We start from the raw sequence: 24,157 nt of genomic DNA, 5'->3' as shown, positions 1-24,157 counted from the left end.
TATGTTTTTTTGTCAAGAAGAAGAAGGAATACGAGATCAGGCCTAGTCTCGTGGGTTCGGAGGTGTGTAAAGGAGAAAGGGGGGGAGGGTGGTTTCGGGGCGTCTCGCGGGCTGGCGGGTGAGTGGTTGTGTGGCGCCACTTCAGGTGGGGGGATGGGCTCGTGGGAGCCGCGCGCGGTGAGATCGCGCGCGGATGCGGGGCCGCGCGTGGCGGGTGACAATTCCGGGGCCGGTATTCGCCTAGGGCAAGGAGGCCTGTCATGGCTGGGCACACCTATCGCGTCACCGAGATCGTCGGCTCGTCGAGTGAGAGTCTGGACGCCGCCATCCGTGGGGGGATCGAGCGTGCGGCGCGGACGTTGCGGGGACTGGACTGGTTCGAGGTGACCGAGATCCGCGGCCACATCGAGAACGGCGCTATCGGGCACTTCCAGGTCGGGCTGAAGGTCGGGTTCCGGCTGGAGGACGCGGACTGACCGGGCCACGGTGTGCAGGGCACGCCGCAGGAATGTCCACTTGAGACCGAACCGGGCTGCGGTGAGGGCGTTGGAGTTCATGGCACCAGGTTAGGTTCGGGGACCGACAAAATCCCGCAGCGGCTGGGAAATCGCCACCCTATCGGGTCGAATGCGTTGAATCACCCGACTGGAGCAAGGGGTTCTGGCGCTTGGGGCCGGTTCGGCGGGGTCGATGATCCGTTGCCGCTGACGGGAAATGGTGCTCGCGGCGGGAGTTTCGCTTGCGGTGCCTCGGCCGGGCGCGCCCGGCCCGGGGGAGGCTGTGCGGGGGTGTGCGTGGGGTGCGGCGCGCTACTGGGCCGCGTGGCCGCAACGGGTCGTGGCGCGTGGCGGTTGCGACGTGCGCGGAGCCGCGTGCCTGGGAGTGGTGGTGGCGCGTGGTGGCCTGCGAGGCCGCGTGGCTGGGAGTGTGCTGCTGGGCCGCATGGCTGGGAGTGCCGCTGCGGGCGCGGTCGGCCGCGCCCGCAGCGGCAGACGCCGCGCCTGGGCGGGGGCCGCCCGACGACTCGAGCAGCCCCCGCCCCGAAGCAGTCCCCGGCCGCGCGGACGTCAGTCCGCCGACAGGGCCTGCAGCAGGTCGCCTATCTGGGGTTCGTCCAGTGAGCGGGCCACGTCCGCCTGCGCCACGATCCCCACCAGGTCGTGGCCGTCGATCACCGGGAGCCGGCGCACCTGGTGCTGCGACATCGTGCGCAGGATTTCCTCCGCGCTGTCGTCCGCGCCGATCGTGACGGCCTCTCCCTGCGCCAGCTCACCGGCGTTCACCGCGCGCGGGTCCTTGCCCTCCGCCAGCACCTTCACCACGATGTCCCGGTCGGTCAGCATGCCCTTCAACCGGTTGTCCTCACCACAGATGGGCATCGCCCCCACCTGCAGCTCCGCCATCCGCTTCGCGGCGTCCAGCACGGTGTCGCTGGTACGCACGCACTCGGGATCGGGCGTCATGATATCGCGAGCCTTGGTCATCTTCGCCTGCCTCCGGTCCACGTCGAACTGGGCACTCGCCGTCATACCCGCCCGCGGTTGGTTTACTCGTCCCATGTCCGAGATCGCGGTCCACTACGACGTCGCCACCGGCGGCGACCTGGCCCACCACTACGCGCGCGGCGAATCCCGCCCGATCACCGTCGTCGGCAACCCCGTGCTGCACCACCCCGGCGCCGACGTCACCGAATTCGGCGACGACCTGGCGCAGCTGGTGTCCGACATGTTCGTCAGCATGCGCACCGCCCGCGGCGTGGGCCTCGCGGCCAACCAGATCGGCGTCCCGCTGCGCGTGTTCGTCTACCTCTGCCCGGAGAGCTACCAGCGCGGCGACGACGAGCCGTGGCACGCCGGCCACGTCGTCAACCCGGTCGTCGAGATCACCGGCGACGACACCGGCGCCCACCCCGAGGGCTGCCTGTCCGTGCCCGGCGCCCGGGCCGTCGTCCGGCGCGCCGCCCAGGTCACCGTCCGCGGGTTCGACCTCGCCGGCAACCCCGTCGCCGTGCCCGGCCGCGACCTGCTCGCCCGCTGCTTCCAGCACGAGACCGACCACCTGAACGGCCGCCTCTACCTCGACCACCTCACCCCCGAGGACCGCGAAACCGCCCTCGCGGACATGAGCGAACCGGCCTACCCGGTCGTCACCACGGACGCCGCCACTCGACCGTGACGCGGCCCGCCTCCCGGCGCACGACCGCGTCCCCGGACGCCTCCGCCACCGCCCGCTCCACCCCGGCCACCCGCGAGTCCGGCACCACGCACGCCACCCGCAGCCGGATCGCTTGACCGGACAGCACCAGCTCGACCTCCTCCGCGCCGCCGCCCGGCACCGCGGCGGCGCGCACGAGGGCGCGCAGCACCTGGGTCACCTCGGCGACGACCTCCTCCGGCGGCGCCACGTCCAGATCGCCGGTGAGCACCAGCTCCGGCACGCGGCCGTGGGTCGTCTCCAGCTCCCCGACCACCTCGCTGACCTGGGCGCGCAGGGACGACCGGGTGGGCGCCGCCGTGCCGTACACCGACGTCCGCAGCGCCGCGATGGTCCGGTCGATGCCGCTGATCGCGGTCGCCATCACCGGCCCGGACCGCGGGAACCGGGCGGCCGCCGACTGCAGGTCCAGCGTGATGCCGTAGAGCCGGCGGATCGCGGTCTCACCGAGCGTGTGGGCGATCCGGTCGGTCTCCTCCAGCCGGGCGATCCGGTTCGCGGCCGCCGCCACCTGTTCGCTCTCCGACAGGATCCGCACCCGCATCGCCTCGACCGCTTCGCCCAGCCCGGTCAGCTCGTCCGGCCCGGCCGCCTCGACCGTGCGGTGCAGATCGCCGCCGGAGACCTCCCGCACCTGCGCGACGAGCCGGTTCAGCGGCGCCACGAGCGACCGGCGCAGGATGAACACGCTCGCCAGGCCCAGCACGAGGGCGAGCCCCACGCACACCCCGGTGGTCACGTTCGCGGTGGCGTTCACGCGGCGCGAGGACGCCAGTTCGGCCTCGATCAGCTGGTCGACGCGGTTCTGCAGCGCGGCCAGCCGGGCACGCAGGGTGTCGAACAACGCCTTGCCCGGCTGGTTGTCCGCGAGCGTGCCGTCCCGCCGGGCCAGTGCGATCGCGGGCTCGGCCGACTGCGTGCGCCAGGCGGTGCCCGCGGCGCGGGCTTCGCGGAGGAGGGTGATCGTTTCCGCGTCGTCCGCCAGCAGCCGCGCGATGTGGTTCTCCGCTTCGCTGACCGCCGCGCGCCCCGAATCGTAGGGTTGCAGGAATTGCGGATCACGCGTCAGCAGAAAACCGCGTTCGCCGGTTTCCATGTCCACGTAACCCTTGCCGAGCGCGGCCACCGCGGCCTGCGCCGGGCGCAGGGTGTCCCGCACGCGTGAACCCGCGTCGCTCACGTGGACCCGGGCCGCGGTGGCGACGATCGAGGTGGTCGTGAGCAGCACGAGCAACCCGGCGACGAGCAGGAAGACCCGCCACCGCAACGTCCGCGGCCGGAATCGCGGAATGGTCACGAAACACGATAACCCCGGTCCCGGGAAAACCGAGAGCGCCGATTTCCCGCCATCAGCGCGGAACCACCGGCGGCGCCGATCATCACAACGATCGCGATCCGGTACGCCGCCACGGTTCCGCCGCCGAAGAACACGCCGCCGAGCAGCGCGACGCCCACTGTGGCGCCGAGTTGCTGCACCGCGTTGAGCAGCCCGGCGGCGGAGCCGACTTCCGCCGGGCGCACCGCGTGCAGCGCCGCGGTGAAGAACGCCGGGCTGAACAAGCCGGCGCCGATCCCGATGACCCCGAGCGCGCCGAGGAACACGCCGTGATCGGTCACCACGCACGCGGTGACCAGACCCGCGACCAGCACGGCGATCCCGGCCGGCATCACGCGGTTTCCGAAGCGGGGCACCAGGATCGAGCCCGCGATCCAGGACGCCACGCCGAGCCCGGCGGACCACGGCACGAGCGTCAGCCCGGCGGCCCGCACGCCCGCCCCGGCGTCGAGTTGCTCGTGCAGGACCACGACCAGGGTCAGACCGGAGGTCGCGGTGAAGAACAACGCGGACGTGACGAGCGCGGCGGGGAACCGGCGGCCGGCGAACAGCGACGGCTCGACCAGCGGCGTCCGGGTGCGACGCTGGTGCAGGACGAAGAAGACGAGCACGGCGACACCGCCCGCCAGGAGCGGGTAGTCCGGAGTGGACATCTCGGCCAGCGGGTAGACCAGCAGCCCGGTGCCGGCGATCGCGAGTGCCGTGCCCGGCAGGTCGAGGCGCGGGCGTCCCGGGGCGCGGTCCTCGGGCAGGTTCCGGGCCAGCAGCAGGACGAGCGCGGACAGCGGCACGTTCACCAGGAACGCCGAGCGCCAGGACCACGCCTCGGTCAGCACGCCGCCGAGCACCGGCCCGCACACGGCCGCGAGTCCCATCACTGGGCCGATCGCGCCGAGCGCCCGGGACAGCGCGGCACCGGTGAACATCGCGCGGATCAGCCCGATGGTCTGCGGGATGATCACGGCCGCCGCGGCGCCCTGCGCGGCGCGGAACACGATCAACGCGGCCGAAGCCGGCGCGAGCGCGCAGGCCAGCGAGGTGAGCAGGAACGCGGTCACGCCGATGCGGAACACCCCGCGGCGCCCGGCCAGGTCGCCCAGCCGCCCGCCGGTGATCAGCAGCACGGCGAACGGCAGGGTGTAGGCGGCGCTGAACCACGGGATGTCCGACACCGGCCCGGGCAGGCTCTGGTGCACGGCGGGCGCGGCGACCTGGACGATCGTCGAGTCCAGCAGGTTCATCGCCTCGGCGGTCAGTAGGGCGGTCAGGGCCGCCGCTCGGTCACGCATGGAACTTCCCTTCGGATCGGTCGCCGACAGGGTGGAAGGCCACCGATCGCAATTCCATTCGCTCGGCCAGATCTGCCGGATTCTTCCGCAGCAAGGGCTACAGTGCGGCATATGACCGCGCTGGACGACCTCGACCGCGGGCTGCTCCACGCCCTCCACCTCGACGCGCGGGCGCCGTTCACGAAGATCGCCGCCGTGCTGGGCACGTCGACGCAGACCGTGGTGCGGCGCCACCAGCGGCTGGCGCGCGAAGCCGGGCTGCGCGTGACCGGCCTCCCGGACGCCGCCGGGACGCGCCGGCAGCAGTGGATCGTCCGCCTCACCGCGGCGCCCAGCACGGCGCACGACATCGCGCACGCCCTCGCGCGGCGGACCGACACGGCGTGGGTGCGGCTCACCTCGGGCGGGACGGAGATCGTCGCGATCGTCCGGGCCGAACCGGGCGCGGGGAACTCCCTGCTGCTGCGCGACATCCCGCGCGCCGCGAGCGTCACGTCGGTCTCGGCCCACTACCTGCTGCACACCTACCTCGGCGGGCCCACCGCGTGGCGTGGTCACCTGGACGCGCTGACGCCCGCGCAGCAACGGGAACTGGCTCGCCCGGCGCCGTCGGGCGAGCCGGCCGAACTCGGGGAGGCGGACTGGACGCTGCTGGCTGCGCTCGCGCAGGACGGCCGCGCCGGCTACACCGATCTGGCGTCGGCGACCGGCTGGTCCGCATCGACCGTGGCGCGGCGGGTCGAGGACCTCCGCGCGCGCGGCGCGTTGTTCTTCGACGTCGAGATCGACGACGCGCTGCTCGGCATCACGGCTTCGGCGTTGCTGTGGATGTCCGTGCCGCCGGCGCACCTGGACGCGGTCGCGACGGAACTGGCCGGGCACGCGGAACTGGCCGTCGTCGCCGCCACGACCGGGCGGACCAACCTGCTGGCGAACGCGTTGTGCGCGGACACCGCCGCGCTGCACCGCTACCTGACGACCCGGCTCGCGCTGCCCGCCATCACGCACCTGGAAACCGCGCCGATCCTGCGGACCCTGAAGGCGGTGGCGCCGGTGGTCACCCCGGCCGGCACGGCTTCGGTCCGCGCCGGCCGGGGGCGGCCCGTTCGATAGCGGGCCCGCGCACGCGCGCCTCGGCGACCGGGCCGGGCGCGCGGTGTGGAGCCGGGCGCGCCGGAACGGGCGGGCGTCGCGTGGAGTTTCGGTGCGCTCCACTGTCGTCCCCGGACCGGGTGTGCGTCAAAGTGTTTTCGGCCGGGTGTCGATCCGCCGGGACGCCGTTCGTGTAGAGGGTGACACCGACCCCGAGGAGGGACCATGACGCACTACCTGCTCACGATCTACCAGCCCGACGGCGAGCCGCCCGCGCCGGAGATCCTGGAGCCGATCATGGAGGACGTGGCGGCGTTCCAGGAGGAGCTGCGGGCCGCGGGCGCCTGGGTGTTCAACGCCGGCCTGCACCCGCCGTCCACCGCGACCGTCGTGCGCGCCCAGGGCGACGACGTGCTCGTCACCGACGGGCCGTACCTGGAGGGCAAGGAGCACGTCGGCGGGTTCACCGTCATCCAGGCCGCCGACCTGGACGAGGCGCTGGAGTGGGGCCGCAAGCTCACGGCGGCGACCACACTGCCCATCGAGGTCCGGCCGCTGGTCGACGGGTCCTGCGGTTGACCGGCGAGATCGCCCGCGTCTTCCGCGCGGAGTACGGGCGCGCGGTGGCCGTCCTGGTCCGCGTTTTCGGCGACATCGACATCGCCGAAGAAGCGGTCCAGGACGCGTTCACCACCGCGGTCCAGCGCTGGCCGGAGGAGGGCGTGCCGCCCAGCCCGGCGGGCTGGATCATCACCACCGCCCGCAACCGCGCCATCGACCGGTTGCGGCGCGAGGCCACCCGCGACGACCGGCAGGCCCACGCGGCCCTGCTGCACGCGCGCGACGAGCCGGTGGAGGAGGGTGCCGTGCCCGACGAACGGCTGCGGCTGATCTTCACGTGCTGCCACCCGGCGCTCGCCCCGGCCGCGCGGGTCGCGCTCACCCTGCGGTTGCTGGGTGGCCTGACGACGGCTGAGATCGCGCGCGCGTTCCTGGTGCCGGAGAAGACGATGGCGCAGCGGATCGTGCGCGCGAAGGGCAAGATCCGCGCCGCGCGCATCCCGTACCGGGTGCCGGACGAGGTGGACCTGCCGGACCGTCTGCGGGCCGTGCTCGCGGTGCTGTACCTGGTGTTCAACGAGGGCTACACCGCCCGGCGCGAGGGCCTGTGCGCGGAGGCGATCCGGCTGGCGCGGGTGCTCGCCGGGCTGATGCCGGACGAGCCCGAGGTGCTGGGGCTGCTCGCGTTGATGCTGCTTACCGAGTCGCGCCGCGCCGCCCGCACCGGGCCGGGCGGCGAGCTGGTGCTGCTGGCCGACCAGGACCGGAGCCGGTGGGACCGGGCGCTGATCGCCGAGGGGCAGCAGCTGGTGCGGCGGTGCCTGCGCCACGGGCAGCCCGGGCCGTACCAGATCCAGGCCGCGATCAACGCCGTGCACAGCGACGCGCCGACCGCCGCGGACACCGACTGGCGGCAGGTCGTCGCGCTGTACGACCAGCTGCTGGTGGTCGCACCGTCCCCGGTGGCCGCGCTGCACCGGGCGGTCGCGGTGGCCGAGGTCGACGGTCCCGCGGCCGGGCTGGCCCTCGTCGAGGAGCTCGACCTGGCGGAGTACTACCTGTGCCACGCGATCCGCGCGGATCTGCTGCGCCGGCTGGACCGGCGGGAGGAAGCGGCGCGCGCCTACGAGGAAGCCCTGCGGCGGACGGAGAACGCGGCCGAGCGGGAGTTCCTCACCCGCCGGCTGCGCGAGACCGGCGGGTGAGGACCCCGGATCAGCCCTGCTGCGCCCCCGCGCGGCCGGCTTCGATGGCGAAGCTGGCCCGCGTCCGGACGGGCGAGCCCGGCCGGGTCACGTAGTCCACGATCCGGTAGTCGGCGGTCCACGACTCCCGCGTGATCGTGTTGCGCACGTAGCCCCGCTTGCGGTTGATGAACTTGATGTGCGGGTTCTCCGCCAGCTGCACGCGGTCACCGGGGTTCTGGTCGGTCCCGTCCCCGCCCGAGGTGATCGACGTGCCCACCAGCTCGGTCGCCACCGTCGGCGACGCCGGGTCCTCGAAGTCGGCCTTCACGTCGGCCACGTAGTTCGCGTGCACGTCCCCGGTGATGACCACCGGGTTGCTCGCCTGGGCCAGCCGCGAGCGCACCAGGTTCCGTTCGACGTAGTAGTTGTCCCAGGCGTCGTCGCTGAACGAGTCCGCCGTGCCGGAGGTGAAGTCGCGCTGGGAGAAGAACACCTGCTGCGCCAGCACGTTCCACCGCGCGGTCGGGCCGGACAGGTTGCGCAGCAGCCACTCCTTCTGCTGTGCGCCCAGGATCGTGCGCGACGGGTCCAGCCGCGCGTCGCCGGCGACCTGGTCGTCGCGGTACTGGCGGGTGTCCAGCAGGTGCACGTCCACCAGGTCGCCGAAGGTGAGACGGCGGAAGATGCGGATGTCCGGCCCGGTCGGGTGCTGGGCGCGGCGCAGCGGCATGTGCTCCCAGTACGCCTGGAACGCCTGCGCCCGCCGCTGCCGGAACACGGCCGGGTCCTGGTCGGGCTCGGTGTCCGGCTGGGAGATGTCGCCGGCCCAGTTGTTCTCCACCTCGTGGTCGTCGAACACGACCGCCCACGGGAACGCGGCGTGCGCGGCCTGCAGGTCCGCGTCGCCCTTGTACTGGGCCAGCCGGACGCGGTAGTCGGCCAGGGTGAACGTCTCCGCCACCGGGGTGTGGCCGCGGCCGATGCTGCCCTGGCCGTTGCCCTCGTAGATGTAGTCGCCGAGGAACGCCACCAGGTCCAGGTCCTCCTGCGCCAGGTGGGCGTGCGCGGTGTAGAAGCCGTCCGGGTAGTTCTGGCAGCTGGCGAACGCGAAGGAGAACTTGTCCAGCCGCGCGCCCGGCCGTGGTGCCGTCTTGGTGCGGCCGACCGGGCTGATCTGGTTGCCCACGCGGAAGCGGTAGAAGTACTCGGCGCCGGGCCGCAGGCCGGACACCTCGGCGTGCACGGTGTGCGCGGACTCCGGCCGAGCGATCTCGGCGCCCGCGCGCACCACGTGCCGGAACCGCTCGTCCGCGGCCACCTGCCACTGCACGGGCACGACCTTCGACGGCATCCCGCCGAGGCCGTCCGCGGCCAGCGGCTCGGGCGCGAGCCGGGTCCACAGCACCACGCCGTCGGGCAGCGGGTCGCCCGAGGCGACGCCGAGGGTGAACGGGTCGCGGACGGGGCTGGCGGAGGCGGTGCCCCAGCCGGCGAAGGCGGCCGCGCCGAGCGCGGCGCCACCGGCGATCAGGACTTGACGGCGCGTGGGGGAGAGGTCGGACATGCGTCACCTTTTCGGGGGTTCGGGGAGAAGGCGCGCACACGCTAAGCAGGCCGGGTGACCGCTGCCCGAATGCGTGGTGGACGGGACGTTGATGATCGGCGATGTCACATCACGGTTCGATCACCGCGGGTAGCGCGGTGCCCCGAACGGACGATCACTGCGTTGTGCGATTGATGATCGAGGTGGCCGTGCTGGTCGTGGCCGTGGCGACGGCGTTCTGGTTCGGCCGCCGGTCGGCCCGGCCGCGGCGCGGTGCCGGCCCGGTGCCCGCGTTCCGCCTCGACGCCCAGCCGCAGCAGTGGTACCGCCTCACCAACACCGGCCCCGTCCTCGCGACCGGCGTCCGGGTCGACTTCGGCGACCGCTACGACCGCACCCTCACCCGGCGGCTGCCCGACGCGCTCGACCTCGGCCCTGGCGAGTCCGTCACCTTCCTGATGCTGGGCACCTGGGCGACCCCGCGGCCGGCCGAACTGCGGGTGAGCTGCGCCGAACTGCCCAAACCGGCGCTCGTGGCGGTGCCCGAAGGCGCCGAGCCGCTCGCGTCCTGACGCGCCGGGACTAGCTTGGGTACCGAGGAGGCCGGATTCCGAGTGCCTCCGGTCGCGAGGAGGGACATGGCTTCCGTTTCCCGGATCGGGCTGGTCGTGCACGGCGGCAAGGAGGCCGCGCGGCGCACCGCCGGTGAGGTCCGCGCCTGGGCGGCCGCCCGTGGCATCCCGTGCACCGACATCGACGTGTGGGACGACTTCGACGGCCACCGGCGGCACGCGAAGGAAGAGGCCGAGCGGGCGGGCAACCCGGACCTGATCGTGACCGTCGGCGGGGACGGCACCTTCCTGCGCGGGGTGCGGGTCGCCGCGCCGGTCGAGTCGCTGGTGCTCGGTGTGAACGTGGGCCGCGTCGGGTTCCTCACCGAGGTCGCCACCGACGACGTGGTGGCCGCGCTGGACGCGGTGAACGACGGCGCCTTCCAGGAGGACTCGCGGATGACGCTGACCATGTGCGCGTCCCGGCCGCTGAGCATCCCGAAGGTCATCGAGCCCATGCTGCGCTACGGGCGCGGCCCGGCGCTGCCGCCGCCGACCACCCGCCGGGCCCCGTCCGACGGCGACGGCATCCAGCTCGACGTGCTGGGACTCAACGACATCGTGGTGGAGAAACTGGCCCGCGACCGGCAGGCGAGCCTCGCGGTCTACGTCGACGGGCGGCAGTTCGCCGTCTACTCCACCGACGCGTTCGTCGTGGCGTCCTCGACCGGGTCCACCGCCTACAGCTTCTCCGCGGGCGGCCCGATCGTCTCGCCCGGCCTGGACGCGCTGGTGTTCACCCCGGTCGCGCCGCACATGGTCTTCAACCGCAGTGTGGTGCTGGCGCCGCACCAGCGGGTCGGCATCCGGGTGCTGGAGCATTCCGGGGAGGCCGCGGTGAGCGTCGACGGGCAGCTGCGGGGCGTGCTGGAGCCGGGCGACTGGATCACCGTGCAGGCGGCGAGCCGACGGGCGCGACTGGTCCGCCTCGACGAACCGGACTTCCTGTGCCGGGTGCGCGACCGGTTCGGGCTGGCCGATTCGGTCGCCGCCCTCGCCGACGAACGGCCCGCGCGCTGAGAGTGCCCGTGGGATCATGAGGCGTGCCTCGCCTCGCCACCGGGATTCCGCTGATCGGCCGCGAACCCGAGCTGGACACCCTGCGTGCCGCGCTGCGCCGCGCCCGCGAGGGGCGGGCGGGTGCGGTCCTGCTGGCCGGTGACGCCGGGGTCGGCAAGTCCCGCCTGCTCGGCGAACTGGTCGCCGGCGCCGACGGGGTGACGGTGTTGTCCGGCCGGTGTCTCGACGTCGGCGAGGCCGGGTTGCCGTACCTGCCCTTCGCCGAGGCGCTGGGCGCGCAGCGGGAAGCCGCGAAGCGGTGGCCCGTGCTCGGCCGCCTGCTGCCCGGCCTGACCCCGCCGGAGCGGGCCGACCAGACCATGGAGCGGCTGCGGCTGTTCGACGCGGTGCACGCGGTGCTGGTGGACCTCGCCGCGCGCGGCCCGGTGCTGCTCGCGCTGGAGGACCTGCACTGGGCCGACGCCTCCACCCGCGACCTCGTGTTGTTCCTGCTGTCCCGGCTGGACACCCAGCGGCTGCTGGTGGTGGCTACCTACCGCACCGACGACCTGCACCGCCGTCACCCGCTGCGCCCGCTGCTGGCCGAGGTGTCCCGGCTGCCCGCGGTGGCCCGGATCGAACTGGCCCCGCTCGGCGCCGTCGACACGGTCGCCTTCGTGTCCGCGCTCGCCGAGGGCGCGTTGCCGGACACCACCGTGCACACCGTCGCCGAACGCTCCGAGGGCAACCCGTTCTTCTGCGAGGAGCTGACCGCCGCCGTGCGCCGCGGCGCGACCCTGCCGGACGGGCTGGCCGAACTGCTGCTGGCCCGCGTCGAACGGCTCAGCCCGGAGGCGCAGCGCGTGGTCCGCGCGGTCTCCGGCGCGGCGCAGCTCGTCGCGCACGCCAGCCTGCGCACGGTGTGCGGCCTGGACGAGGACACGCTGGAGAGCGCGTTGCGCGAGGCCGTGCTGCACAACGTCCTCGTCGCCGCGGAGGACGGGTACGCGTTCCGGCACGCGCTGCTGCGCGAAGCGGTCTACGACGACCTGCTGCCCGGGGAACGGGTGCGCCTGCACGCCGCGTTCGCCCGCCTGGCCGGGGAGAACGGCACCGCGGCCGCGCTGGCGCACCACAGCTTCCGCAGCCACGACCTGCCGACCGCGCTCGCCGCGTCCGTGCGCGCCGCGGACCAGGCGGCCGGGATGGACGCGCCGGGCGACGCGCTGCACCACCTCGAACAGGCGATGCAGCTGTGGGAGGCGGTGGACGGGCCGGAGCGGATCTGCGGACGGGACCAGCTGGCGCTGCTGCGGTCGGCGGCCGCGATGGCGTCCGCGGCCGGTGAGGTGGAGCGGGCCGTCACCTACGCCCGGTCCGCGGTGGCCGAGGCGGACCTGCGGGACGATCCCGAGCTGGCCGCCGACACCCGGCACCAGCTGGCGATCGCGTTGATCCCGTTCGACGTGCACCGCGGCGAGGTGTCCAAGGCCGTCGCCGAGGCGTGGGAGCTGGTGCGCGACCGCCCGGCCAGCGTCGTGCGCGCGCGGGTGCTCGCGCTGCGGGCCCGCGCCTGGGTGTGGGGCGTGCCGGACGTGGACGTCGACGAGCTGCGTGGTCACGTCCAGCAGGCCATCGCCGACGCGCGGGCGGCCGGGGCGCCGGAGGTCGAGGCCGACGGGATGGTCACGCTCGCCGCGTTCGAGGACTGGCAGGGCAACATCGAGCTGTCCACGCGTCTGGGCCTGGCCGCCGCGGAGCGGGCCGCCGAGATCGGTGCGGTCCGGGTCGAGCTGCGGGCGCTGCACAACGTCACCTGCAACCTGCTGGTGAGCGGGGATCTGCGCGGGGCGGCGCGGATGGCGGCGCGGGTGTGGCAGCGCGCGGAGCGGACCGGGCTCGGCTGGAGCGACGTCGGCGTCGACGGGCGCACCGCCGAGCTGTTCGACCTGTACGTGCTCGGCGACTGGGACACCGCGCTGGACCGCGCGGAGGTGCCGGGCGCGCCGCGGTTCGCGCGGGCCCGGATCGGGGCGTACTCCGCGCCGATCCTCGTCGCGCAGGGGCGGTTCGCCGAGGTCGAGGACCTCGGCGCGCGGCTGGCCGGCCAGCGCGACGACGCCCGGGCCGGTGTGCTGCTCGGGATCGCGCTGGCCGAAGCCGCGCAGTGGCGGGGCGATCCGGCGACCGCCGTGGCGGAGATCCGCACCGTGACCGACCGGCTGAGCACGCTCACCCGCTCCAGCCTGGCCGACATGCGGTGGGCGGTCGTCACCGGCGTGTCCGCGCTGGCCGACCTCGCCGAGCAGGCCCGGCGCCGCGGCGCGGACACGGGCGATCAGGTCGGCCAGGGCGAGGAGCTGGCCGCCTGCGGCGAACTGGTGTCGCCGATGCAGGTCCGGCTGGAGGAACGCAGCCCGGACACGCGCGCGCCGACCGCGCGGCTCGCCGCGGAACTGAACCGCCTGCGCGGCGCGGACGCGCCAGCCGCGTGGGCGGTCGCGGTCGAGGAGGCCGCGCCCCTGCCGTACTGGCAGCTGCTCGCCCGATGGCGGTGGGCCGCGGCGCTGCTGGCCCACGGCGAGCGGGACGCGGCGGCCGAGCAGGTCCGGCTGGTGCGGGACGCCGCGGGCGAGCTGGGTGCGCGGCCGTTGGAGTCGGCGGTGGCGGACCTGGCCCGGCGCGGCAGGCTGACCGCCGCGCCCGCCACCGACGTGCTGACCCCGCGGGAACGGGCTGTGCTGGAACTGGTCGCGGACGGGCTGACCAACCGCCAGGTCGGCGAGCGGTTGTTCATCAGCGAGAAGACCGCGAGCGTGCACCTGTCGCGGGTCATGGCGAAGCTGGGAGCGGGCAGCCGCGCCGAGGCGGTGTCCCTGGCGCACCGGCGTGGCCTGCTCGGGTGACCGACTGGCGGCGGCACCCGATCCGGCGCAGCATCGGGGACATGCCGCTGCCCGAGCCCGTCGCCCCCATGCTGGCCGTTCCCGGACCCGTGCGGGACAGCGAGGGCTGGGCGTTCGAGTGGAAGTACGACGGGGTGCGGTGCCAGGCCGCGGTGTCCGGCGGACAGGTCCGGCTCTACTCGCGGCGGCTGCGTGACGTCACCGCCACCTACCCGGAGCTGGCCGTGCTCGGCCGGGACACCCGCACGCTGCTGATCGACGGCGAGGTGGTCGCGCTGGACGAGGACGGCAGGCCGGATTTCGGGCGCCTGCAACAGCGGATGAACCTGTCCGCGCCGACACCCGCGCGGCTGTCCTCGGTGCCGGTCGTGTTCTTCGCGTTCGACCTGCTCCGCGAAGGCACGCGGGACTGCACCGGCCTGCCGTACGAGGAACGCCGGGACCGGTTGCTGGGCCTGGGCATCGACCGGCCGCAGGTGCGGGTGCGGCGGCATTTCCTGGCGTCCGATGTGGAGGGTGCGGAGCTGTTGCGCGCCGCCCGCGAGGTCGGCCTGGAGGGGCTGGTGTCGAAGCGGCTCGGGTCGGCCTACCAGCCCGGCGTCCGGTCGCCGGACTGGGTGAAGACGCCGCTGACCCGCACGCAGGAGGTGGTGATCGCGGGCTGGACCACCGGCGAGGGGCGGCGGTCGGGCACGTTCGGCGCGCTGCTGCTCGGGTTGCACGACGAGACCGGGCTGCGCTTCGCCGGGCACGTCGGCACCGGCTTCACCGACCGCATGCTCGACGATCTGCAGGCCCGCCTGCGCCCGCTCGCGCGCCGCACCAGCCCGTTCGACAGCCCGGTTCCCCGCGAGTACGCCCGCAACGCGCACTGGGTGGAGCCGGAACTGGTGGGCGAGGTGGAGTTCCGGCAGTGGACCTCGGACGGGCGGTTGCGGGCGCCGTCGTGGCGGGGGCTGCGGCCGGACCGGCGGCCGGAAGAGGTCACGCTCGCCTGACCATCCTGGTGCGCACGGCGAGACCGGCGCACGCGATCACCGCGAGGCCGCCGAGCGCGGTGGGCCAGGTGATCGCCTCCCGCAGGAACAGCACCGCCCAGCAGATGGTCAGGACCGGCTGGACCAGCTGGATCTGGCTCACCCGCGCCATCGGGCCGATCGCGAGTCCCCGGTACCACGCGAAGAAGCCGAGGAACATGCTCACCACGCCGAGGTAGGCGAACGCGGCCCAGTCCACGGCGGTGCCGGACGGCGGGTGCTGCCACATCGCGAACCCGGTCAGGGCGATCATCACCGGCGCGGACGCGACCAGCGCCCACGAGATCGTCTGCCACGCGCCGAGTTCGCGGGCCAGCAGACCGCCCTCCGCGTAACCGATCCCGGCCGCGAGCACCGCCCCGAGCAGGAGCAGGTCGGACCAGTGCAGGCGGCCGAAACCGCCCTGCAGGGACGCGAACCCGACCGCGGCGACGGCGCCGACCGCCGCCGTGACCCAGAACCGGACCGGTGGCCGTTCCCGCCCGCGCAGCACGGCGATCACCGCGGTCGCGGCGGGCAGCAGCGCGATCACCACGGCGCTGTGGCTGGCCGAGGCGGTGGTCAGCGCGAACGAGGTCAGCACGGGGAACCCGACGACCACGCCCGCGGCGACGATCGCGAGGCGGAACCACTGCACGCCCCGCGGCAGGCGTTGCCGGGTGACCGCGAGCGCGCCGGCGGCGAGCAGGGCGGCGACGACGGCCCGGCCGCAGCCGATGAACAGCGGCGACATGGCGCCGACGGCGACCCGGGTGAACGGGACGGTGAACGAGAACGCCGTGACCCCGAGCAGACCCCAGCCGAGACCGGCCCGCGCGGGGGATAGCACCGGGCGGTCAGCGAGAGTAGCGCTACTATCCTGCCTCATGTCTGACGATAGCAGCTCCCGCATCGTCGCCGGGCTCCGCGAGTGGATCGCGTCCGCCGAGCCGGGTGCGCGGCTGCCGTCCACGCGGACGCTGGTCGCCGAGTACGCGGCGAGCCCGGTGACCGTCCAGAAGGCGTTGCGGACGCTCACCGCGCACGGGCTGGTGGAGAGCCGGCCCGGCGTGGGGACGTTCGTGCGGGCGGTGCGGGTGCCGCGCGCGAACGACTACGGGTGGCAGACCGCGGCGCTCGGGTCGCCGCCGCACCGCCTGCCGCGGATGTCGACCGCGTTGCGCTCGGTGCCCAACGACGCGATCGCGCTGCACTCGGGCTACCCGGACCGCGAGCTGCTGCCCGAACGGCTGGTGCGGGCCGCGTTCACCCGTGCCGCCCGGGGCGGTTCCGCGGTCAGCCGGCCGCCGGTCGCCGGGTTGCCGGAGCTGCAGGCGTGGTTCGCCGCCGAGCTGGGCTGCGCGGCGCCGGGCGACGTGGTCGTGTTCCCCGGGAGCCAGAGCGGGCTCAGCGCGGCGTTCCGGGGGCTGGTCGGGGCGGGGGCGCCGCTGGTGCTGGAATCGCCGACGTACTGGGGCGCGATCCTCGCCGCCGCGAAGGCCGGGGTGCGGGTGGTGCCGGTGCCCAGCGGGCCGCACGGCCCGGATCCGGACGAGCTGGACTGCGCGTTCCGCCGGACCGGGGCGCGGGCGTTCTACGCGCAACCGAACTTCGCCAACCCGACCGGGGCCCGGTGGTCGCCGGAGCTGGGGGACCGGGTCCTCGGCGTCGTCCGCGAGCACGGCGCGTTCCTGATCGAGGACGACTGGGCGCACGACTTCGGGATCTCGGCGGAGGTGGTCCCGCTCGCCACTCGCGACGACCGCGGGCACGTGGTGTACCTGCGCTCGCTGACGAAGAGCGTGTCCCCGGCGGTGCGGGTGGCCGGGATCGTCGCGCGGGGCGCCGCCCGGGAACGCATCCTGGCCAGCGCGCAGGGCGAGTCGATGTACGTGAGCGGGCTGCTGCAGGCGGTCGCGCTCGACGTCGTCACGCAGCCCGGATGGCGTACGCATCTGCGGGGCCTGCGCCGCCAGCTGGCCGCGCGCCGCGACCTGCTCGTCGAGGCGCTGCGGGAACACGTCCCTGCGGCGCGCCTGGACGGCGTGCCGCAGGGCGGGCTGAACCTGTGGGTGCGGCTGCCCGACGCCACCGACGCACCGCGCCTGGCCCGCGACTGCGAGGCGGCCGGGGTGGTGGTGAACCCGGGCAGCGAGTGGTTCCCCGCGGAGCCGCCCGGGGTGTACCTGCGGCTCAACTACTCCGGCCCGAACCCCGGCGCTTTTCCCGAGGGGGCGCGGATTCTCGGCAACGCACTGGCCCGGCAAGGGGTTTAGGGATTTCGTCGTCGATCCGGTCCCCGCCGCGGTCTAGGCTGTCTGGATGCTGCGGGTCTCCCTCTTGGGAGAGCAGGCGATCCTCGACGAAGCGGACGGCTCGGTGGTGACACGTTCGCCACGCACCGTCGCGCTCGTCGCGTTCCTCGTCGTGCACGCGGGCGTGCCGCAGCCGCGGCAGCGCATCGCCGAGCTGTTCTGGCCCGACTCGTCCGAACCGCAGGCCCTGACGAACCTCCGCCGCGAACTGCACCACCTGCGTCACACCCTCGGCGAGGACTGCCTGGTGGTGACGCCGAAGGACCTGTGCTGGCGGGACAGCGCGACCGTCCGCGTGGACGTGCGCGACTTCCAGCTCACCTGCGCGGCGATCCAGTCCGGCCACGCCGTCCTCGACCACGCCCCGGCCGCGATCGCGCTCTACCACGGTGAATTCCTGCCCGGAACCACCGACGAGTGGGTCATCCAGCCGCGCGCCGAACTCGAATCCTCCTGCGTGCGGCTGTGCGATCTGCTGTGCGAGGCGCGGAAGAGCCGCGGGGACCTGCCCGGCGCCGCCGAAGCCGCCCGCCGCCGCATCCAGCTGCGGCCGCTGGAGGAACACGGTTACCGCGCGTTGATGGACCTGCAGGCCGCGATGGGTGACCGGGCCAGCGCCGTCAGCACCTACCACCAGTGCGCGTCCACTCTGGAACGCGAACTCGGCGTCGTCCCGGACGAGGCGACTCGCCGCGCGCTGCGGCGCCTGCTCGACCGCCCCGCCGCGGGCCCGCGCCCCGGCACCACGGGGCTCGTCGGGCGCGGCAGGGAGATGGCCGTCCTGTCGCGCGTCTGGCAGACCGCGGCGGCCGGGCGCCCCGGACTGGTGCTGGTGAGCGGCGGCGCCGGGGTCGGCAAGAGCCGCCTGGTCGCCGAACTCGCCGCCGCGGCCCGCGCGCACGGCGCGATCGTGGCCACCTCGCAGTGCTTCGGCACGCCCGGGCGGCTGCCGCTGGCGCCGGTCGCGGACTGGCTGCGCACGCCGGCGGTGCGGGCCGCGACCGCGAACCTGGAACCGGTGTGGCGCGCCGAGGTGGACCGGCTCGTGCCCGCCGGCCGGTCCCGGAGCGAGCCGGACACCGGCCCCCGCGCGATGGTCGACGCCTGGCAGCGGCACCGGTTCTTCGAAGGGCTCGCGCGGGCGCTCACCGGCGCCGGCCGCCCGACGCTGCTGGTGCTGGACAACCTGCAGTGGTGCGATCAGGAAACCCTGGCGTTCCTGGTGTTCTGCCTCGGTCTCACCACGGACGCGCCGGTCCTCGTCGCCGCGACCCTGCGCACCGACGGCGAGTGGCCGCAACTGGGCGAGTGGACCACCCGCATGCGCGCCACCGGCCTGCTCACCGAGCTGCCCCTGAACCCGCTCGACGTCACCGAGTCCGCCCGGCTGGCCGAACTGATCTCCGGGCAGCCGCTCACCCCGGCCGACCGCGCGCTGCTGCAGGCCACCACCGGCGGGTTCCCGCTCTACGTCGTCGAAGCCGTCCGCGGCAAGGCACTGCCCGGCAGCGATCTCACCGACGTGCTGCGCAACCGCATCGAGCAGGCCGGCCCCGCCGCGCGCAAGATCGCCGGGCTCGCCGCCGCGGTCGGCCGCGACTTCACGCTCGCGCTGCTCACCGAGGCCAGCGACCTGGAACCGGACACCGTCGTCCAGGCCGTCGACGAGCTGTGGCGGCGCCGCATCATCCACGAGATCGGCGGCGGCTACGACTTCAGCCACGACCTGCTCCGCGACACCGCCTACCACCTGGTCAGCCCGCCCAACCGGTGGCTGCTGCACCAGCGCGTCGCGCAGGCGCTGGAACTGCTGCACGCCGGCGACACCGACCCGGTCTCCGGCCGCCTCGCCGAGCAGTACGCGCGAGGCGGGCGGCCGGACCGCGCGGTCGGTTTCTACCGGCGCGCCGCGGCCTTCGCCTCCAGCACCTTCGCCCACGCCGAGGCGATCCGGCTGCACCAGCAGGCCCTGGACATCGTGCGCGCGCACCCGGACAGCGCCGAGTCCGCCCGTCAGGAGCTGGCGATCCTGGAGACGATGGCGGCACCGCTGAACGCCCGCCACGGGTACGCCTCCCCGCAGTTGCAGCAGGCCCTGGAACGCACGGTCGCCCTCGCCAAGCGGCTGGGGCGGCGGGATTCGATGCTCACCGCGATGGTCGGGCTCTGGGCGTCGCGCTTCGTGCAGGGCCGCACCGCCGACGCCTACCAGGTCGCCACGACCGTGCTGAACCTCGTCGACCCGGACTCCGAGCTGCGTGGATCGGCGCACTTCGCGTTCGGCGGGTCCGCGACGAGCCTCGGGCGGCCCGCCGAGGCGCTGCGGCACTTCGACCTCGCCGTGAAACTGACCCGGGAGGCCCCGTCGCTGACCGTGGGCACCCGCCCGGACGTGCACGCCACCGCGTGGGCCGCGCACCCGCACTGGCTGCTCGGCCACACCGGCGAGGCGCTGGCCGCCTGCCAGGACGCCGTCGACCTCGCCCGGTCCACCGAGCACCCGTACAGCCTCGCCGTCGCGCTGGCCTACGCCGGGATCACCTACCAGATGTGCGGTGAGGTGGACCGGCTCGGCGACACCGTGCGCGAGCTGGGCGAGCTGTGCGACCGATACGGGTTCGCCTACTACCGGGAATGGGGCCTGGTGCTGGGCGGCTGGCGGGCCGGGCGGCCCGGCGTCGCGCGGCGCGGCATCGACAACCTGCGCGCGGAGGGCTCGTTCGCGCGGATGCCGTACTGGCTCGCGCTACTGGCCGACCTGTCCGCGCCGGACGCCGGCCGCGCGACCCTGGACGCCGCGATCGTCGCCGGGCAGGCCCGCGACGACGTGTGGTGGATGCCCGAGGTGATGCGCAAGCGCGCCGCCCTCGACGACCCGGCCACCGCGATCTCCCGGCTGCGCTCGGCGGTGCGGCTCGCCGAGGCGCAGGGCAGTCTCGCGCTGGTGCGGCGGTGCGAGCACGACCTCGGCGTCCGGGCGTGAGCCCGCGCGGGCGAACGCTGCGCGAACGCCCGGTCCCTAGCGTCGTGGCGACCCACCCGAGGAGGAGCCATGACCACCATCGCCACCGCGCCGTTCTCCGAACTCGCCGCCGCCCTGCGCGGAGACCTCGTGCTGCCCCAGGACCCCAACTACGACGCCGCGCGCGCCGTCTACAACGGCCTGATCGACCGCAGGCCCGCCGCGGTCGTCCGGGTTCGCGACACCGCGGACGTAGTCGCGTGCGTGAAGTTCGCGCGGGCGCACGACATCACGATCGCCGTCCGCGGCGGGGGCCACAACGCGGGCGGCCTCGGCGTCGCCGACGACGCCCTGGTGATCGACTTCGCGTTGCTGCACAGCACCACCGTCGACCCCGAGCACCACACCGTCCGCGCCGACGCGGGGTGCACGTGGGCCGACGTCGACCACGCCACGGTCCCGTTCGGCATGGCCGTGCCGTGCGGGTTCCTCGGCTCGACCGGGGTCGCGGGGCTGACGCTCGGCGGTGGGGTCGGATACCTGTCCCGGAAGTTCGGGCTCACCGTGGACAACCTGCTCTCGGCCGACGTGGTGCTGGCCGACGGCACGCTCGTGACCGCGAACGAGACCTCCCACCCGGACCTGTTCTGGGCGCTGCGCGGCGGTGGCGGGAACTTCGGCGTGGTCACGTCGTTCACGTTCCGCGCGCACGACATCGGCGAGCGCGGCGTCATCATCGGCGGGCCGGTGCTCTACGACCTGGCCGACACCGCGGACGTGATGCGCTGGTACCGCGAGCTGCTGCCGTCGCTGCCGGAGGAGCTGTCCGGCTGGCTCGGGCTGCTGACCATCCCGCCGGCGCCGCCGTTCCCGGAGGAGCTGTGGGGACGCAAGGCGTGCGGCATCGTCTGGTGCTACACCGGGTCGCACGACCGCGCGGACGAGGTGCTGGAGCCGGTGAAGACCCACGGTTCGCCGCTGGTGGTGGGCCTGCAGGAGATGCCGCACAACGTCCTGCAGACCGCCTTCGACGCGCTGTACCCGCCCGGGCTGCGGTGGTACTGGAAGGCGGATTTCTTCTCGGAGATCACCGACGAGGCGATCGACGTGCACGTCCGGTACGGGCAGATGCTGCCGACGCCGTTCTCCACGATGCACCTGTACCCGATCGACGGCGCCGCGGCGCGCGTCCGGGCCGAATCGACGGCGTTCGGCTACCGCGACGGCGGGTGGGCCGGGGTGATCGTCGGGGTGTCGCCGGAGCCGTCGGACGTGGCCGAGATGACCCGCTGGGCCAAGGACTACTGGTCCGATCTGCACCCGACGTCGGCCGGCGGGGCGTACGTCAACTTCATGATGGACGACGAGGGCCAGGAGCGCGTGCGGGCGTCCTACCGCGGCAACTACGACCGGCTGGCGCGGATCAAGGCCCAGTACGACCCGGAGAACGTCTTCCACGTCAACCAGAACATCCGTCCCGCGCGATGATGGGTACGTGCGGACGGAGTGGGTGAGCGCGGTACGGGCGCTCGGTGGCGACGGCGATGTGGCGGCGGACCTGGCCGCCCGGTACGCGGAGCCGCATCGCCGCTACCACGACACGGCGCACGTGCTCGCGGTGCTGCGGGATTCGGCGGCGCTCGCGGCGGAGCTGCGGTTGCCGCCGGAGGAGCGCGCGGTGCTCACCCTGGCCGCCGCCGCACACGACGTCGTGTACGACGGGCGGCCCGGTGAGGACGAACGGCGCAGCGCCGAGTGGGCGGTCTCGTGGCTGCGCCGGGCCGGGGTGTCCGCCGGCCACGTGTCGCGGGTCGAGGAGCTGGTGCTGGCCACGCTGACGCACGCGGCTCCGGACGGCGACCTGACCGCGCAGGCGCTGCTCGACGCCGACCTGGCGATCCTCGCCGCCGGCGAAGCCACCTACGACCGCTACCGCACCGCGGTGCGCGCCGAGTACGCCCCGATCTCGACCGAGTTGTGGCGCGCCGGGCGGTCGGCCGTGCTCGCGGACCTGCTGGCGCGGGAGCCGCTGTACGCCACGGCCGCCGCGCGGGCGCGGTGGGAAGCCGCGGCCAAGGTGAACCTCGCGCGGGAGCTGGCGTGGCTCAGAACGCCGTGACGCCGGTCAGCTCCGCGGACAGTGCCCAGAGCCGCTCGGCCGTGCTGGCGCGGGGCCCGTTGTACGTCACGGCGGCCCCCGCGCGGTCGTGGTGGGAGGCGGCGGTCGGGGCGAACCCGGCGCGGGAGCCGCTGTACGCCACGGCGGCCGCGCGGGCGCGGTGGGAGGCCGCGGCCAAGGTGAACCTCGCGCGGGAGCTGGCGTCGCTCAGAACGCCGTGACGCCGGTCAGCTCCGCGGACAGTGCCCAGAGCCGCTCGGCCTGGGCGGGGTCCACGGCGTAGTCGCGCACGCCCGCGATCATCTCCGTGCTTTCGGTGGGTTCGGCGATGTCGCAGTCCTCGCAGTAGAGGCCGCCGAGGCCGTCGAGCTGGGGTGAGGTGGCGGCCCAGACCTGGGTGGCCGCGCCCTGCTCCGGGGTCTTGAAGCTGGGGTCGGCGGGGTTGCCGTGCTCGTCGATCCAGCCGGCGGCCACCATGTCCGCGGTGTCGAGGTGCCGCTGCAGTGGCGTGAGGATCGCGCCGGGGTGCAGGGAGAACGCGCGGGCGCGCTCGCGGCCGAGGACGTCCAGCTGCCGCGCGAAGAGCGCGTTGGCCGTTTTCGACTGGGCGTAGGCGAGCCAGCGGTCGTAGCCGCCGTCGAAGTGGACGTCGTCCCACCGGATTCCGGACAGCTGGTGCCCGGCCGAGGACACCACCACCACGCGCGCGCCCGGGGCGATGGCCGGCCAGAGGAGGTTGACCAGCGCGAAGTGGCCGAGGTGGTTGACCGCGAAGTGCGACTCCCAGCCCGGCCCGACGCGGGTTTCCGGGGCGGCCATGATGCCGGCGCCGGCGATGAGGATGTCGATGGCGCGGCCGGAGGCGAGGAACCTCTCCGCGAACCGGTGGACGCTGCCGAGGTCGGCGAGATCGAGTTCGTCCACTTCGGCCGCTTCGCGCGCGGCCGCCGGGCGGCGGGCGGGAACGACGACGTGGGCGCCCGCGCGGGTGAGCGCGCGGGTGGTGGCCAGGCCGATGCCGGAGTAGCCGCCGGTGACGATGGCGAGCTTGCCGGTGAGGTCCACCCCGGCGAGGACCTCGTCGGCGGTGGTGCGGGCACCGAAGCCGGTGCCGAGGGGTTTCTGGATCATGGCCGCGACGCTAGGAGCTCGACCGGCGTCTAGGTCAAGTTACGCTGGGCCGGTGGACTTGAGCATCGGCGAGGTCGCGCGGCGCACCGGGCTGAGTGTGCACACGCTGCGGCTGTACGAGCGGGAGGGCCTGCTGGCGAGCCCGGTCTCCCGCGACGCGAGCGGCCGCCGCGTCTACCGCGAGGCGGACGTCGAGTGGCTGGAGTACTGCACGCGGTTTCGCGCGTCGGGCATGCCGCTCGAGGCGATCCGCCGGTTCGCGGCCCTGGTGCGGCAGGGCCCGGGCAACGAACCCGAGCGGCTGGCGCTGCTGCGGGAGCACGAGGAGCGGGTGCGGGAGCGGATCGCGGAGCTGCGGGAGAGCCTCGCGGTGATCCGGCACAAGGTGACGGTGTACGCCGAGCACGTGGCGGCCGGCCGCGCCGCGGGCCTGTGGGAGCCGGCCGGGTCCACTGTGGATTGACCCGGTCGTGCCCGCTCCGTCGGTGACGGGCCCATGGCCTGACCCCGCTCAGGCCGATGTGACGAAATCGGACGTCCTCGACGCCCGGACCGGGCGCCTGCCGTGATCTTCCGGACCGGCGCGAACCATGCAAAAAGGATCACACCAGCGGTAACACCAGTCTCTCCGGTAACTCTCGTCGCAGAACGAGGGTGCACTGCGTGAGTCACACCCGGGGTGTGGTTAGTCTTCGCCAGCGAATGTCGTCGAGACCGTCCCGGGGGGTCAGGTGCGCAAGACCAGTTCACGGCCGTGGCAGCGCCGGCCACCGAGCCCGCAGCCGCCGCCGAGCAAGCCTCAGCCGATGCCGGGCCGCATCAGCCGCTGAGGAAGCCGTCAAAACGTCCAAACAGGACACGCAGGCGTCCGCAGGT

Annotated in this window: 21 protein-coding genes; 15 read left to right on the top strand and 6 right to left on the bottom strand. The window is 74.1% G+C overall.

Going from position 1 to position 24,157, the window contains the following annotated elements; all coding sequences use genetic code 11:
* The first annotated feature begins 260 nt into the window (after positions 1-260).
* The gene (locus D0D15_RS19805; protein WP_094004196.1) at positions 261-476 is read left to right on the top strand and encodes a dodecin; all 216 of its coding nucleotides are present in this window, start codon (positions 261-263) and stop codon (positions 474-476) included.
* Positions 477-1,067: 591 nt separating this feature from the next.
* Here the strand turns inward: D0D15_RS19805 and D0D15_RS19800 are convergent.
* Positions 1,068-1,484: a CBS domain-containing protein gene (locus tag D0D15_RS19800; protein ID WP_094004262.1), complete on the bottom strand. Its 417-nt coding sequence runs from the start codon at positions 1,482-1,484 to the stop codon at positions 1,068-1,070.
* 73 nt (positions 1,485-1,557) lie between these two features.
* On the opposite strand from D0D15_RS19800, the gene def reads away from it, so the two are divergent.
* Positions 1,558-2,175 (top strand): peptide deformylase, encoded by a 618-nt coding sequence (gene def, locus D0D15_RS19795; RefSeq protein ID WP_094004197.1) that lies wholly within the window; start codon positions 1,558-1,560, stop codon positions 2,173-2,175.
* On the opposite strand, the gene D0D15_RS19790 is transcribed toward def, so the two are convergent.
* Both D0D15_RS19790 and D0D15_RS19785 read right to left on the bottom strand, forming a co-directional pair.
* The gene (locus D0D15_RS19790; protein ID WP_233157122.1) at positions 2,147-3,511 is read right to left on the bottom strand and encodes a CHASE3 domain-containing protein; all 1,365 of its coding nucleotides are present in this window, start codon (positions 3,509-3,511) and stop codon (positions 2,147-2,149) included. The two genes, def and D0D15_RS19790, sit on opposite strands and share 29 nt — an antisense overlap.
* Complete coding sequence (locus D0D15_RS19785) at positions 3,508-4,839, bottom strand: MFS transporter (RefSeq protein ID WP_115944646.1); 1,332 nt, start codon at positions 4,837-4,839, stop codon at positions 3,508-3,510. The genes D0D15_RS19790 and D0D15_RS19785 overlap by 4 nt, the downstream gene beginning before the upstream one ends.
* 111 nt (positions 4,840-4,950) lie before the next feature.
* Here D0D15_RS19785 and D0D15_RS19780 point away from each other — a divergent pair, with 111 nt between their 5' ends.
* From D0D15_RS19780 to D0D15_RS19770, 3 genes are all read left to right on the top strand, one after another.
* On the top strand, positions 4,951-5,952 hold the full coding sequence (locus D0D15_RS19780; protein ID WP_094004199.1) for an Lrp/AsnC family transcriptional regulator: 1,002 nt from the start codon (positions 4,951-4,953) through the stop codon (positions 5,950-5,952).
* A gap of 204 nt (positions 5,953-6,156) precedes the next feature.
* The gene (locus D0D15_RS19775) at positions 6,157-6,510 is read left to right on the top strand and encodes a YciI family protein (RefSeq protein ID WP_094004200.1); all 354 of its coding nucleotides are present in this window, start codon (positions 6,157-6,159) and stop codon (positions 6,508-6,510) included.
* Positions 6,507-7,697 carry an RNA polymerase sigma factor gene (locus D0D15_RS19770; protein ID WP_115944645.1) on the top strand — a complete coding sequence of 397 codons (1,191 nt, stop codon included), beginning with the start codon at positions 6,507-6,509 and terminating at the stop codon, positions 7,695-7,697. Before D0D15_RS19775 ends, D0D15_RS19770 begins: the two co-directional genes overlap by 4 nt.
* Before the next feature lie 10 nt (positions 7,698-7,707).
* On the opposite strand, the gene D0D15_RS19765 is transcribed toward D0D15_RS19770, so the two are convergent.
* Positions 7,708-9,243 carry an alkaline phosphatase D family protein gene (locus D0D15_RS19765; RefSeq protein ID WP_094004202.1) on the bottom strand — a complete coding sequence of 512 codons (1,536 nt, stop codon included), beginning with the start codon at positions 9,241-9,243 and terminating at the stop codon, positions 7,708-7,710.
* Positions 9,244-9,416: 173 nt separating this feature from the next.
* Between D0D15_RS19765 and D0D15_RS19760 the strand changes: the two genes are divergently transcribed.
* The 4 genes from D0D15_RS19760 to ligD all read left to right on the top strand — a co-directional run bounded on the left by D0D15_RS19760 (position 9,417) and on the right by ligD (position 14,736).
* The gene (locus D0D15_RS19760; protein WP_094004203.1) at positions 9,417-9,794 is read left to right on the top strand and encodes a hypothetical protein; all 378 of its coding nucleotides are present in this window, start codon (positions 9,417-9,419) and stop codon (positions 9,792-9,794) included.
* A gap of 66 nt (positions 9,795-9,860) precedes the next feature.
* Positions 9,861-10,853, top strand: coding sequence for an NAD(+)/NADH kinase (locus D0D15_RS19755; protein WP_094004204.1), 993 nt, complete (start codon positions 9,861-9,863; stop codon positions 10,851-10,853).
* Positions 10,854-10,876: 23 nt separating this feature from the next.
* The gene (locus D0D15_RS19750) at positions 10,877-13,738 is read left to right on the top strand and encodes a helix-turn-helix transcriptional regulator (protein WP_115944644.1); all 2,862 of its coding nucleotides are present in this window, start codon (positions 10,877-10,879) and stop codon (positions 13,736-13,738) included.
* Between the two features lie 41 nt (positions 13,739-13,779).
* Positions 13,780-14,736, top strand: a complete 957-nt coding sequence (gene ligD, locus D0D15_RS19745) for a non-homologous end-joining DNA ligase (RefSeq protein WP_198958153.1) — start codon at positions 13,780-13,782, stop codon at positions 14,734-14,736.
* Here the strand turns inward: ligD and D0D15_RS19740 are convergent.
* Positions 14,723-15,604, bottom strand: coding sequence for a DMT family transporter (locus D0D15_RS19740; RefSeq protein WP_094004206.1), 882 nt, complete (start codon positions 15,602-15,604; stop codon positions 14,723-14,725). The two genes, ligD and D0D15_RS19740, sit on opposite strands and share 14 nt — an antisense overlap.
* A gap of 37 nt (positions 15,605-15,641) precedes the next feature.
* Here D0D15_RS19740 and D0D15_RS19735 point away from each other — a divergent pair, with 37 nt between their 5' ends.
* The 5 genes from D0D15_RS19735 (at position 15,642) to D0D15_RS36000 (ending at position 22,371) form a co-directional block, all read left to right on the top strand.
* Complete coding sequence (locus D0D15_RS19735) at positions 15,642-17,030, top strand: aminotransferase-like domain-containing protein (RefSeq protein ID WP_115944643.1); 1,389 nt, start codon at positions 15,642-15,644, stop codon at positions 17,028-17,030.
* Positions 17,031-17,076: 46 nt separating this feature from the next.
* Entirely contained in the window at positions 17,077-20,052 is a 2,976-nt protein-coding gene (locus D0D15_RS19730) for an ATP-binding protein (RefSeq protein WP_094004208.1), read from the top strand.
* A 69-nt stretch (positions 20,053-20,121) separates the two neighbouring features.
* Positions 20,122-21,519, top strand: a complete 1,398-nt coding sequence (locus tag D0D15_RS19725; protein ID WP_094004209.1) for an FAD-binding oxidoreductase — start codon at positions 20,122-20,124, stop codon at positions 21,517-21,519.
* Between the two features lie 7 nt (positions 21,520-21,526).
* A complete protein-coding gene (locus tag D0D15_RS19720) occupies positions 21,527-22,150 on the top strand; it encodes an HD domain-containing protein (RefSeq protein WP_115944642.1) in 624 nt (207 codons plus the stop codon).
* Positions 22,132-22,371: a hypothetical protein gene (locus tag D0D15_RS36000; RefSeq protein ID WP_094004211.1), complete on the top strand. Its 240-nt coding sequence runs from the start codon at positions 22,132-22,134 to the stop codon at positions 22,369-22,371. The genes D0D15_RS19720 and D0D15_RS36000 overlap by 19 nt, the downstream gene beginning before the upstream one ends.
* Here the strand turns inward: D0D15_RS36000 and D0D15_RS19715 are convergent.
* Positions 22,358-23,281: an SDR family NAD(P)-dependent oxidoreductase gene (locus tag D0D15_RS19715; RefSeq protein WP_094004212.1), complete on the bottom strand. Its 924-nt coding sequence runs from the start codon at positions 23,279-23,281 to the stop codon at positions 22,358-22,360. The genes D0D15_RS36000 and D0D15_RS19715 overlap by 14 nt on opposite strands.
* Positions 23,282-23,333: 52 nt before the next feature.
* Here D0D15_RS19715 and D0D15_RS19710 point away from each other — a divergent pair, with 52 nt between their 5' ends.
* Positions 23,334-23,744: a MerR family transcriptional regulator gene (locus D0D15_RS19710; RefSeq protein WP_094004213.1), complete on the top strand. Its 411-nt coding sequence runs from the start codon at positions 23,334-23,336 to the stop codon at positions 23,742-23,744.
* Positions 23,745-24,157: the final 413 nt, after the last annotated feature.

The organism is Amycolatopsis thermalba (genome assembly GCF_003385215.1).
Taxonomy (GTDB): domain Bacteria; phylum Actinomycetota; class Actinomycetes; order Mycobacteriales; family Pseudonocardiaceae; genus Amycolatopsis_E; species Amycolatopsis_E thermalba.
This window is presented reverse-complemented; position numbering and strand designations above follow the sequence as displayed.